The organism is Burkholderia anthina (assembly GCF_001547525.1).
Lineage (GTDB): Bacteria > Pseudomonadota > Gammaproteobacteria > Burkholderiales > Burkholderiaceae > Burkholderia > Burkholderia semiarida.
The window spans coordinates 1,790,546-1,802,462 of the sequence record NZ_CM003768.1; the positions used below are offsets into that span (position 1 = coordinate 1,790,546).

Annotated in this window: 13 protein-coding genes; 6 read left to right on the plus strand and 7 right to left on the minus strand. The window is 67.9% G+C overall.

The genetic code is table 11. The annotated features are described in order from the left end of the window. The first annotated feature begins 9 nt into the window (after positions 1-9). The 3 genes from hyi to lysM all read left to right on the plus strand — a co-directional run bounded on the left by hyi (position 10) and on the right by lysM (position 2,685). A complete protein-coding gene (hyi, locus tag WS64_RS08230; protein ID WP_059585258.1) occupies positions 10-819 on the plus strand; it encodes a hydroxypyruvate isomerase in 810 nt (269 codons plus the stop codon). Between the two features lie 41 nt (positions 820-860). Next, entirely contained in the window at positions 861-1,754 is an 894-nt protein-coding gene (locus WS64_RS08235) for a 2-hydroxy-3-oxopropionate reductase (protein WP_059585257.1), read from the plus strand. A 460-nt stretch (positions 1,755-2,214) separates the two neighbouring features. Beyond that, positions 2,215-2,685 (plus strand): peptidoglycan-binding protein LysM, encoded by a 471-nt coding sequence (gene lysM, locus WS64_RS08240; protein WP_060966212.1) that lies wholly within the window; start codon positions 2,215-2,217, stop codon positions 2,683-2,685. 106 nt (positions 2,686-2,791) lie between these two features. Here the strand turns inward: lysM and WS64_RS08245 are convergent, their stop codons facing one another. After that, the gene (locus WS64_RS08245; protein ID WP_060966213.1) at positions 2,792-3,814 is read right to left on the minus strand and encodes an asparaginase; all 1,023 of its coding nucleotides are present in this window, start codon (positions 3,812-3,814) and stop codon (positions 2,792-2,794) included. Between the two features lie 272 nt (positions 3,815-4,086). On the opposite strand from WS64_RS08245, the gene WS64_RS08250 reads away from it, so the two are divergent. The 3 genes from WS64_RS08250 (at position 4,087) to WS64_RS08260 (ending at position 5,927) form a co-directional block, all read left to right on the plus strand. Continuing rightward, entirely contained in the window at positions 4,087-4,377 is a 291-nt protein-coding gene (locus tag WS64_RS08250; protein ID WP_059585254.1) for a PsiF family protein, read from the plus strand. A 269-nt stretch (positions 4,378-4,646) separates the two neighbouring features. Further along, a complete protein-coding gene (locus tag WS64_RS08255; protein ID WP_059585253.1) occupies positions 4,647-5,096 on the plus strand; it encodes a hypothetical protein in 450 nt (149 codons plus the stop codon). Between the two features lie 243 nt (positions 5,097-5,339). Then, the gene (locus WS64_RS08260) at positions 5,340-5,927 is read left to right on the plus strand and encodes a BPSL1445 family SYLF domain-containing lipoprotein (RefSeq protein WP_050013250.1); all 588 of its coding nucleotides are present in this window, start codon (positions 5,340-5,342) and stop codon (positions 5,925-5,927) included. Between the two features lie 121 nt (positions 5,928-6,048). Here WS64_RS08260 and WS64_RS08265 read toward each other — a convergent pair whose 3' ends face one another. The 6 genes from WS64_RS08265 to WS64_RS08290 form a co-directional block, all read right to left on the minus strand. Next, a complete protein-coding gene (locus tag WS64_RS08265; RefSeq protein WP_060316529.1) occupies positions 6,049-7,113 on the minus strand; it encodes a glycosyltransferase family 4 protein in 1,065 nt (354 codons plus the stop codon). Positions 7,114-7,377: 264 nt separating this feature from the next. After that, positions 7,378-8,553 carry an AAA family ATPase gene (locus WS64_RS08270; RefSeq protein WP_060966214.1) on the minus strand — a complete coding sequence of 392 codons (1,176 nt, stop codon included), beginning with the start codon at positions 8,551-8,553 and terminating at the stop codon, positions 7,378-7,380. Positions 8,554-8,589: 36 nt separating this feature from the next. After that, positions 8,590-9,762, minus strand: a complete 1,173-nt coding sequence (locus WS64_RS08275) for a mechanosensitive ion channel family protein (protein ID WP_060966215.1) — start codon at positions 9,760-9,762, stop codon at positions 8,590-8,592. An 89-nt stretch (positions 9,763-9,851) separates the two neighbouring features. Further along, positions 9,852-10,208 carry a Rap1a/Tai family immunity protein gene (locus WS64_RS08280; RefSeq protein ID WP_059585248.1) on the minus strand — a complete coding sequence of 119 codons (357 nt, stop codon included), beginning with the start codon at positions 10,206-10,208 and terminating at the stop codon, positions 9,852-9,854. A gap of 121 nt (positions 10,209-10,329) precedes the next feature. Continuing rightward, positions 10,330-11,040 carry an ankyrin repeat domain-containing protein gene (locus WS64_RS08285; protein WP_059645577.1) on the minus strand — a complete coding sequence of 237 codons (711 nt, stop codon included), beginning with the start codon at positions 11,038-11,040 and terminating at the stop codon, positions 10,330-10,332. 43 nt (positions 11,041-11,083) lie between these two features. Next, positions 11,084-11,863, minus strand: coding sequence for a TatD family hydrolase (locus WS64_RS08290; RefSeq protein ID WP_060966216.1), 780 nt, complete (start codon positions 11,861-11,863; stop codon positions 11,084-11,086). Between the last annotated feature and the right edge of the window lie 54 nt (positions 11,864-11,917).

Sequence of the window (11,917 nt, forward strand, 5' to 3'; positions counted from 1 at the left end):
GCTTAGCTCATGCCGAAGTTTGCTGCAAACCTGACCATGCTGTTCAACGAAGTGCCGTTCCTCGACCGGTTCAAGGCGGCCGCGGACGCGGGCTTCGACGCCGTCGAGTTCCTGTTTCCGTATCCGTACGCGAAAGAAGAACTCGCCGAGCGGCTCGAGACGCACGGCCTGCGCCTCGTGCTGCACAACCTGCCCGCCGGCAACTGGGACCAGGGCGAGCGCGGCATCGCGTGCCTGCCCGATCGCGTCGGCGAATTCCAGGAAGGGGTCGGCCGGGCGATCGACTACGCGAAGACGCTGAAGGTGCCGCAGCTGAACTGCCTGGTCGGCATCCCGTCGGCGAGCACCGCGCGCGACAAGACGTTCGTGACGATCGTCGACAACCTGCGCTTCGCCGCCGATGCGCTGAAGCGCGAAGGCATCCGCCTGCTCGTCGAGCCGTGCAACCGCTTCGACATCCCGGGCTTCGCGCTGAACCGCTCGTCGGAAGGCCTCGACGTGATCCGCGCGGTCGGCTCGGACAACCTGTTCCTGCAGTACGACATCTATCACATGCAACGCATGGAAGGCGAACTCGCCGCGACGATCGAACGCAACCTCGCGTCGATCGGCCACGTCCAGCTCGCGGACAACCCGGGCCGCAACGAACCGGGCACCGGCGAGATCAACTACGCGTTCCTGTTCGCGCTGCTCGACCGGCTCGGCTATGCCGGCTACGTCGGCTGCGAATACAAGCCCCGCACCACCACGACGGAAGGCCTCGGCTGGCTGCAAAGCGTGGCCGGTTGCGCACCGGCCTCGGCGCGTCGCGCCGCCTGAGTCGCACCCTTTCCGTTTTCAGCCCCACAGGAGACTTTCACATGGCAACCATCGGTTTCATCGGCCTCGGCATCATGGGCGCGCACATGGCGCGCAACCTGCTCAAGGGCGATCATCAACTCGTCGTGAACGGCGCGTTTCCGATCCCGGACGATCTGCGCGGCAGCGCCAAGGTCGTCGCGAACTCGACCGAAGTCGCGCGGCACGCGGACATCATCATCTCGATGGTGCCGGACACGCCGGACGTGCGTAACGTGCTGTTCGCCGACGACGGCGTCGCGAAGGGCCTGAGCGCCGGCAAGCTCGTGATCGACATGAGCTCGATCTCGCCGCTCGACACGCAGGCATTCGCGAAGCAGATCAACGCGCTCGGCTGCGACTACCTCGACGCGCCGGTGTCCGGCGGCGAAGTCGGTGCGCGCGAGGCGACGCTGACGATCATGGTCGGCGGCCCCGAGAAGGCGTTCGAGCGCGCGAAGCCGCTGTTCGAGAAGATGGGCAAGAACATCACGCTCGTCGGCGACAACGGCGCTGGCCAGACCTGCAAGGTCGCGAACCAGATCATCGTCGCGCTGAACATCGAAGCGGTCGGCGAAGCGCTGCTGTTCGCCGCGCGTTCGGGCGCCGATCCGGAACGCGTGCGCCAGGCGCTGATGGGCGGCTTCGCCGCGTCGCGCATCCTCGAAGTGCACGGCGCGCGCATGACCAAGCGCACGTTCGACCCGGGCTTTCGCATCGAGCTGCACCAGAAGGACCTGAACCTCGCGCTCGACGGCGCGCGCAAGCTCGGCCTCGCGCTGCCGCACACCGCGAGCGCGCAGCAGTTGTTCAGCGTGTGCGCGTCGCACGGCGGCAAGGCATGGGATCACTCGGCACTCGTGCGCGCGCTCGAGATCATGTCGAACTTCGAGATCGGCCAGACGCCGGCCGCGTAACGCGGCCGCAGCAACGCGCGTTTGTGCTGCGATGGCGGACGCGCGCGACGAATGATTGCGATCCGGCCGCGGCCGGTCGCATCGATGCGCGGTGCACACGCGCATCACGGTGGGGCGCCCCGCCCTGCATCGCCAACGGCATGCGGGACGGGGCGAAAAACGCCGCTCTGGGCTGAGAGCGGCGTGGTGGGGTCCGCAGCGGCACCCGGCGGCGCCGGGGAAGCCTTGGTCGGTCAGACGTCGTCGTCGGGTGTCCGCCTGTCGGATTTCGCGTATTACATTTCTTTACGTTCGAGCGTGCGATTTTTCATGCAATCGTCGCGTTGAACGCCTACACTTTCGCCACGCCTTTCGAGAAAACCGCCGCGCCTGCGTTTCCCTCCGGAGACCGCACCCAGCGCGGTGTTTTTTTCGCCACTTCACGGCGCGTTTTCTTTTCAACCACCTAAGGAGTGCAACGATGGGTCTTCTTTCGTTTATTAAAGAGGCGGGTGAAAAACTGCTGGGTCACGCCGATGCACAGGCAGCGGAAGATCCGAATGCCGCGAACCAGACCGCGGCCGATGCGATCAAGAACTACATCAACTCGCAAGGTCTCGACACGTCGAACCTGACCGTCGCGTTCGACGGCGCGTCGCGCACCGTCACGCTGTCGGGCAGCGTCGCCGATCTCGACACGAAGGCGAAGGTCAAGGTCGCGGCCGGCAACGTGCAGGGTGTCGCGGGCGTCAACGACGACGGCCTGCAGCCGGACGATCCGCAGGTGCGGTACCACGACGTGAAGCCGGGCGACACGCTGTCGGCGATCGCCAAGGAAGTGTACGGCGACGCGAACAAGTACCCGGCGATCTTCGAGGCGAACAAGCCGATGCTGTCGAGCCCGGACCGGATCTACCCGGGCCAGAAGCTCGTGATTCCGCCGCAGTCCTGAGCATTCGCGCAGCGCTGATGCAAAAAAGGCAGGCCGCTCGGCCTGCCTTTCTTCATGGGCGACGCGCACCGCGCGATCGGCGCGTGTCGACCATCCCGTCATCGAATCACAGCGTATCGAACGCGCGCTGCAATGCGTCGCGATCGTGAATGCCGTTCGCGAGCGCGAGCATCAGCAGCACGCGCGCCTTGAACGGGTGCAGCGAGCCCGCGCTCACGAAACCGAGTGCATCGTCGCTCGCGGCGCCGTTGCGCATCACGTGCCCCGACCCGACGCGCGACGCACGGACCACCGCCACGCCCGCATTGACCGCATCGGCGAGCGCCGCCTGCAGCGTCGCATGAATCGACCCGTTGCCGGTGCCCGCGACGACGAGGCCGCGCACGCCGGCCCCGACGAGCGCATCGACGGCCGTGCGCGTCACGCCCGCATAGCTCGCGACGACCTCGACCGGCGGCCAGCTTGCCGCGATCGCCAGTTGCGTGTCGCGCGTGCGCGTGATGCGGCGCGCGAATTCGACGCGGCCGTCCTGTACCCAGCCGAGCGCCCCGAGCTCCGGCGACTGGAACGCGTCGACCGCATAGGTGCTCGTCTTCACGACGTCGCGCGCGCCGTGGATCCGGTTGTTGAACGCGACCAGCACGCCCTGCCCGCGCGCGGCCGGATGGGCGGCCACCGTCACCGCGTTCAGCAGGTTCAGCGGGCCGTCGGACGACAGCGCGGTCGCCGGCCGCATCGCGGCCGTCAGCACGACCGGCTTGTCGCCCCGGACGACCAGATGCAGCGCGTACGCCGTTTCCTCGAGCGTATCGGTGCCGTGGGTGATCACGATGCCGTCGATCGCGGGATCGGCCATCAGCGCGTCGATCCGCGCGGCGAGCGTGTTCCACAGCGGCAACGCGAGATCCTTGCTGTCGATGCTGGCGATCTGCTCCGCGTCGATGCGCGCGACCGACGCAAGCGCCGGCACGGCGTCGACCAGGAAACTGACGCCGAGCGCGCCGGCCTGGTAGCCGGCCGTGCTGGCCGCGTCGGGCGCGGCGCCGGCGATCGTGCCGCCGGTGGCAAGTACGGCGATGCGCGGCAGCGTCGCCGCGGACGAAGAGGATGCGGTGTTCGGTGTATTCATGGCCGCGATTGTAATGGCTCGCGGCCGCGAGCCGGCAGGTTCCGGCGCGACGGGCCGGCGCCGGCCGCCGCGCGTCATGGTTTGTCCCGATCTCCTGGCCGCGTGCGCCGTCAACGGCCATGGCGTCCGCAACGTTATAGAAAGTGCCGTTTTGGTGTTTTCACCTTGATTTGCCATAATCGGAACGCGTGGTGCGATGTGGCCCTGTCCACGTCGCGTCGAGCTTCATGACGGCGTCGACCACGCGCAATTCACCCCATGGGAGTGTCGAAATGAAAATCCAATCGCTCGTAGCCGCACTGCTTCTCGGCGGCATGCTGGCTTCCCCCGCCTTCGCGGCGAACAGCCAGCAGGACAAGATGAAGGCCTGTAACACGCAGGCAGCCGGCAAGACGGGCGACGAACGCAAGGCGTTCATGAAGGACTGCCTGTCGGCGAAGCCCGCGAAGGCGATGACGCAGCAGGAAAAGATGAAGGCGTGCAACACGCAGGCCACCGGCAAGAAGGGCGACGATCGCAAGGCGTTCATGAAGAGCTGCCTGAGCAATCAGCCGGCCGCCTGAGTTCCGGCGCTCCCGTCTCGAATGCCGCGCACCGCTTCGGCGGGCGCGGCATTTTCATTTTCGTTGCACGCGCATCGACGCGCGCACGCCGCCTGTCCCTCCCCGTTTTCCGGCCCGCCGTCCCGACGCCGCCACAGGGGCGGTAATTCGGGTGCGGCAATTCGCCGCGTTTTCTTCTATGATGGCTGCAACGCGGCCCACCCAAGACCAAGAAGCGCCATCGGGCCGCCCTCGAGACGAACGCGCACGCGCGTCAAACGGAGGCCTGGATGGCATGGAGACAACACCGCTGGTTTCGCCGCTGGCTGATCGTGATCGTGTTCTGGGCCGTGCCCGTCGCGATCGTCGCCGTGCGCGAGATCCGCGAGGAAATGGCCTACAACAAGGCCGACCTGCAGCTCGCGCTGACCACCTGGCAGCTCACCGACGCGCAGCAGGCCGCCGGCGCCGCCGCGAAGTGCCGCGGGGATGCCGACGAGGCGCGGGCGGCCGGTTGCCCGGCCGATGTGCTGGCCGCCAACGCGCCGCGCCAGCAGGCGGCTCGCGACGAATACGTCGTGCGCCGCAATACGCTCGCCGGCTATCTGTGGCATGCGTTCGTCGGCTACTGGGTCGTCCCGGCCGCGTTCCTGTTCGCGTGCGGCGTCGTGATCGCGCTGATCCGTCGCGCGCTGCGCCGCCCGCCGATCAAGCCGCCCGTTCCCCCCGTCACGCACTGACACCGGCGCGCCGCGGGTGCCGCCCCTGCAATCGCCCGCACGTTCCCGCACGACGCCCCTGTGCGAGGCGCGCGTCGCGCGCGGGCGCCGCTTCGTCCGTTGGCGCGCCGCGACACCCGCGCGCGATTTGACGCTTTTTCACGTGGCAACGAAAAGAGGCCCTGATCCGCTGTGATATAACTGCCGACGTGATCCGCTCCTTGAGCGAGACTCACTCCGAACATCATCCGATGGAGAACAACGATGCAAAAACGGACTCTTGTGCTCAAAGCCGCCGCCGCGCTCATCGTCGGTAGCCTCGCGCTCACCGGTTGCACCACCACCCCGGACAAGCCGGACAATGCCGCCACCAACGCGTCGAAGCGTCAGTCGATCGACGCGAGCGTCGACGCCACGCTGTCGCGCATGTACTCCACCGTCAAGGGCTCGCGCGAACTCGTCGCGAAATCGCGCGGCGTGCTGGTCTTCCCCGAAGTGCTCCAGGCCGGCTTCATCGTCGGCGCCCAGTCCGGCAACGGCGCGCTGCGCGTAGGCGGCAGCACCGTCGGCTACTACAACACGTCGTCGCTGTCGGTCGGCCTGCAGGCCGGCGCGCAGTCGAAGGCGGTCGTGTTCCTGTTCATGACGCAGCAGGCGCTCGACGAATTCCGCAACTCGGACGGCTGGGCAGCCGGCGCCGGCGCATCGGTCGCGCTCGTGAAGATGGGCGCGAACGGCGCGGTCGATTCCAACACGGCCACCGCGCCGATCCAGGTCGTCGTGCTGACGAACGCCGGCCTGATGGGCGACGTGTCGATCAACGGCACCAAGGTCACGAAGCTCAAGATCTGACATTGACGCACCGCCCGCGCGCGGCGCGCCGGGCATGCGCAAACGGCGATGTCCTCGCGGGCATCGCCGTTTTTTTATCCGCCCGCGCCGCGCGTCAGGGCGGCCAGGCTGCTCGGACCGCTCAGGTCGTCGAGTCGATCACCTTGAAGCGCGAGCGCTTCTGCGCGCGGATCACCGACTGGTACACGTCCACGTACTGCTGCGCCATCCGGCGCGACGTGAAGCGCTCCTCGAAGCGCTGCCGCACGCGCGCACGCGGCAGCAGGTGCAGCCGGTTCACCGCGGCCACCGCGCTGATTTCATCCTCGACGATGAACCCCGACACGCCCTCGTCCACCACTTCGGGCACCGCGCCACGGTTGAATGCGATGACCGGCGTGCCGCACGACATCGCCTCGATCATCACCAGGCCGAACGGCTCCGGCCAGTCGATCGGAAACAGCAGCGCATGCGCGCCCGACAGGAATTCGGCCTTCTCGTGATCGGCGATCTCGCCGATGTATTCGACGTGCGGCAACGCGAAGAGCGGCTTGATCTCGCGGTCGAAGTATTCCTGGTCGGCCGCGTCGATCTTCGCGGCGATCCGGATCGGCAGCCCGCACTGGCGCGCGATGCGGATCGCGGTATCGACGCGTTTTTCCGGCGAGATGCGGCCGAGGAACGCGAGATAGCGCGGCTCGACGGGCTGCGGCATGTACAGCGTATCGGGCAGCCCGTGATAGACGGTCGTCAGCCATTTCGCCTGCGGCAGCGGCTGGCGCTGCGCGTTGGAGATCGAGATCACCGGCGCCGTGTTGAAGGTGTCGAATACCGGCTGCTGCTCGGGCAGGTCGAGCCGGCCGTGCAGCGTCGTCACGTAAGGCGTTTCCTGCCGGTTGAAGACCGAGAACGAGTAGTAGTCCATGTGGAAATGGAGCACGTCGAAATCCTTCGCGCGGCGCGCGACCGTCTCCATCAGCAGCATGTGCGGCGCGACCCGGTCGCGGATCGACGAATCGAGCCGCAGCGCGCGCGGCCACACGGCCTCGAGCGTCGCCCGCGTCGTCGAATCGCCGCTCGCGAACAGCGTCACATCGTGGCCGAGGTCGACGAGCGCCTCGGTGATGTAGGACACGACGCGCTCCGTGCCGCCGTACAGCTTCGGCGGCACGGATTCGGTCAGCGGGGCGATCTGGGCAATTCTCATGGTCCACGTCTCCTGTGTCCTGTCCGTTGCGGTACGGCCGGCGGGATGGCGCGCTTGCGTGCGCCCGCCGTGCGTCCATGCGGCGCCGGCCGGCGTGGTGCCAGCCGAATATCTCATTATTATTCGCGATCCCGATGAGCGGAACCGCTGGTCTTTCATTTTTTGGGGGTTGTTACAGACCGGATACATTCGGCCGACCGGGCACGGCCGCCTCGCAGCGGGGCCCGGCCGGGCCGATCACGTCCCAGGCGCACCGTCAGGCTGTCAACGCGACGGCCACTTCCAGGCCGGCAGGTCGCGCGAGTCGGCATCGACGAGCGCGGTCGCGCCTAGCTGCTTGCCGAGCACCAGCGATTCGCAGCCGGCCTCGCGCTCGAGCGTTGCGATGAGCCGCGCCGCGTGAGACACGACCAGCACCTGCGAACGCCGGGCGGCCTGCGCGATCAGGCGGCCGAGCGCCGGCAGCAGATCGGGATGCAGGCTCGTCTCCGGTTCGTTCAGCACCATCAGCGCCGGCGGCCGCGGCGTCAGCAGCGCGGCCGCGAGCAGCAGGTAACGCAGCGTGCCATCCGACAGCTCGGCCGCCGACAGCGGCCGCAGCAGCCCCGGCTGGCGCATCAGCACGTCGAAACGGCCGCGGCCGCCCGGGTTGTCGATCTCGACCGACGCACCGGGGAACGCGTCGTCGATCGCCGCGTCGAGCGCCGCGGCATCGCCGATTTCACGGATCGTCTGCAGCGCGGCGGCCAGGTCGGCGCCGTCGTCCGCGAGCACCGGCGTATGCGTGCCGATGTGCGACTGGCGCGCCGGCGCGTGCGCATCGGTCCGGAAATGGTCGTAAAAGCGCCACGAGCGAATCCGTTCGCGCACCGCGATCATCTCGGGCGCGCCGGTCGGATCGGCGAATTCGGTCATCATGCTGTCGAAGCTCGCGACCGGCTGCGGAATCGTCAGCCAGTCGCCCGACGCGGTACGCGCGCGGATCTGCGCGCCCTGCCGGTCGACCAGCAGCGTGGACGGGCGCAGCACCGCGCCGCCCCAGATGCACTCGCGCTTGACCACCGGGTCGAGCGCGAACTGCGAACGGCTCGGCAACGGCAGGCCGAGATCGATCGCATAGCCGAAATCGTCGCACGCGAAACCGAGCTTCAGGCTCACCGGGCCCTTGCGCACCGTGCCCGTCACCGGCACCTCGCCGGCCAGCATCGCGCGCGAGAAGCGCTCGGGGCCGGCCCACAACGTCGACGGCAAGCCGCCCTCGCGCGCGAGCGACGGGATCACGCGGCCCTGTGCGGTATCGGCGAGCAGTCGCAGCGCGCGGTACACGCTCGACTTGCCGCTGCCGTTCGGGCCCGTGACGACGTTGAGCGCCGCGAGCGGCACGATCAGCTCGCGCAGCGAGCGGTAATTGGCGATGGCAAGCGTCTTCAGCGCGGTCATGGGAACGGGAAATGGCAAGCAGGGGCCGGGCCGCGCTCAGCGGCCTTCGACGGCCTGCGGGTCGGCGGCGGTGTTGGCCGCCGTGCTGGCGGCAGGCGAGCGCACGTGCGGCCGTTCGCGATTCGGCGCATCGGGCGCCGAGTCGTGCGGATACAGCTCCATCCGGCTGCGCGGCAGGCATTGCGGATAGCGGTCCTGCAGATAGGCGATCAACCCTTCGCGCACGCGGCAGCGCAGATCCCAGCACGACGACGAATCGGCCGCGCTGACGAGCGCGCGCAACTGCATCGTGCGCTCCGTCGCGTCGGTCACCTGCAGCACCTGCACGCGGCCGTCCCACTCGGGCGCGGCGTGGACGAGCCGCGCGAGTTCCTCGCGCAGCGGCGCGAGCGGCGTGCGGTAATCGACCGACAGGTAGACGGTGCCGATGATCTCCGCGCTGCTGCGCGTCCAGTTCGTGAACGGGTTCTCGATGATCCACTGCAGCGGCACGACGAGGCGCCGCTGGTCCCACAGCCGCACCGACACGAACGAGCCGGTGATTTCCTCGATACGCCCCCACTCGCCCTGGATCACGACCACGTCGTCGAGCCGGATCGGCTGCGTGAGCGCGATCTGCAACCCGGCAATCAGGTTGCCGAGCACCGGCCGTGCGGCGATACCGGCGACCAGCCCCGCGACGCCGGCCGACGCCAGCAGGCTCGCGCCGATCTGGCGCACGTTCGGGAACGTCATCAGCGCGGCGCCGGTGCCGATGATCACGATCAGCACCATCACGGTCCGCACGAGCACCTTGGCCTGCGTATGGACGCGCCGTGCCTGAAGATTGTCGGCCGTATCGATCGGATGGGCCTGGATGATCGCGTCGCCGACGCCGGCCGCGAGCCGCACCAGCAGCCACGTGAGCGACACGATCGAGCCGACCGCGGCCGCGGTGCGCATGCCGCGCACGAACGACATGCCGTCGTCGGCCTGGACCCACAGGAATTCGAGCGCCAGCAGCGCCAGCACGACGAGCGACGGCTTGTCGATGTAGCGCAGGATCGCGCTCATCAGCGGATACGGCTGCGCGATGCGCTTGACGATGCGTGCGCCGAGGCGGTGCACGACCGTGACGACCAGTATGACGATGACCGACACGCCCAGCGTGCCGAGCCACGAATGCAGCGGCGCATCGGCGATGCGCTGCAGTTCCTCGATTGAAATCATCGGCGCCCTCGAGTGATGAAGCCCACTGGCTTCGTCCTGGATGCGTCGGCGACGCCCGGGCCGCGCACGCGCCCGGACACGGCGTCAGATCAGCTGCCGTTCCTGCAGGGAAACGCCTTGCCGAGACCGAGCGACACCGCGGTGCTCGCGTTGTAGTCGGCCAGCTTCGGATTTTCCGCGATGTACTTGCGCACCGCGTCCGTCATCTGTTGCGCCCGGATGTCGGGCGGCAGGCAGAAATACTGGCCGACGCGCGGCCCCGTGGTGCCGCCGATCGCATCGATCGTGTTGTAGACGCCGTCGGCGGCGCCTTCGATATAGGCCGCGCACGACGCCCGCGACTTGACGTCCGTCTTCGCGCACAGCCGGTCGAGATCCGCGCCCGTGAAAGCCGCCGCCGACAACGGCACGGCAAACGCCGCGGCACAAAACATTGCGCGCAACATGGTGTTCCTTCTTATGTCAAGGCGGCCCGAGACCGCCTGCTGCGTTGGCCGGTGCGGCAACGGATGCCCTGCTCCGCCCGGAAGCCGGCTGGCCGGACAGGCGCCGCCGCACCAAAAACCGTTATTTTGCACTCTTTTGAGCATCTGCCGGCGTGCCCGCACCGATACGCGTCGTCCGCTTGCTCAGGATCTCGATCGCGTCCGGCGCGTTGTAGTGCTTCGCGAACTCGAGCGCGGTGATGCCGAGCTGGTTCTTCACCTGCGGATCCGCGCCCTGGTCGAGCAGCAGCGTGACCGTCGACGCATGATTGCCGCGCGCGGCCATCATCAGCGGCGTCGTGCCGTTCGGCGATGCGGTGTCGATGTACGCGTCGTGGTCGAGCAGCACCTTGACGACCGCGTCCTGGCCGTTGGTCGCCGCGTAGTGCAGCGGCGCCCAGCCCTTCTTGCTGACTTCCGCGCCCTTGTCGATCAGCAGCTTGACGAGGCCGAGGTCGCCATTCAGCGATGCAAGCATCAGCGCGTTTTCGCCGGCCTTGTCTTCCTTCTCGAGGTCGACGTTCGGCGTCGTCGCGATCGCGGCCGCGACCTTGTCGGACTTCTCGCGCGCGGCGATCACGAGGATCGGGTCGCCGTTCGGCGCGAGCGTGTTCGGATCGAGCTTGCCGCTCTTGAGCTGCTTGCCGATATCGGCGATGTCGTCGAACTTGACGGCCTTGACGATCGCGTCGAGCGACTCGGCATGCGCGCCGGCGGCGGCGAACAGGCCGCTCGCGACGAATGCGGCGGCAACGAGGGCGCGTTTGGGCAGATGGTTGGTCGGCTTCGTCATTGTTGTGGGCTCCTTCCCTGGGTTGTCGGCTGCGCGCGCGTCGTTAGCGGGCGATCTTGAACAGCCGGAAAAAATTCTGCGTCGTCGCATCGGCGAGCACCTCGACGGCGATCCCGCGCTCGGATGCGATAAAGCGTCCGACATGGCTCACGTACGCAGGTTCATTCGGCTTGCCGCGATACGGCACCGGCGCGAGGTACGGCGAGTCGGTCTCGATCAGCAGCCGGTCGAGCGGCACGCGCCGCGCGACGTCCTGCACGTCGGTCGCGTTCTTGAACGTGACGATGCCCGACAGCGAGATATGGAAGTTCTGCGCGAGCGCCTGCTCGGCGACCGGCCACGGCTCGGTGAAGCAGTGCATCACGCCGCCCGGCACGTCCGCGCGCTCCTCGGCCATGATCCGCAGCGTGTCTTCCGACGACGCGCGCGTGTGGATGATCAGCGGCTTCATCGTCGCGCTCGCTGCGCGGATGTGCGTGCGAAAACGTTCGCGCTGCCATTCCATGTCGGCGATCGAGCGGCCTTCGAGGCGGTAGTAGTCGAGGCCGGTTTCGCCGATCGCGACGACCTTCGGGTGCGCGGCCAGCTCGACGAGCTCCGCGAGCGTCGGCTCGCGCGCGTCCTCGTGATCGGGATGGACGCCGACCGACGCGTACACGTTGTCGTGCGCTTCGGCGATCGCGAGCACGTCCGGCAGCGTCTCGAAATCGACCGACACGCACAGCGCGTGCGTGACGTCGTGCTCGCGCATGTTCTCGAGAACGGCCGGCAGGCGGTCGCCCAGGCCCTTGAAATTGATGTGGCAGTGAGAGTCGACGAACATCGTGTTTCCTGAATACGTGAGACGGGCGCTCATGCGCCCGCCGGCTGGCGGCAC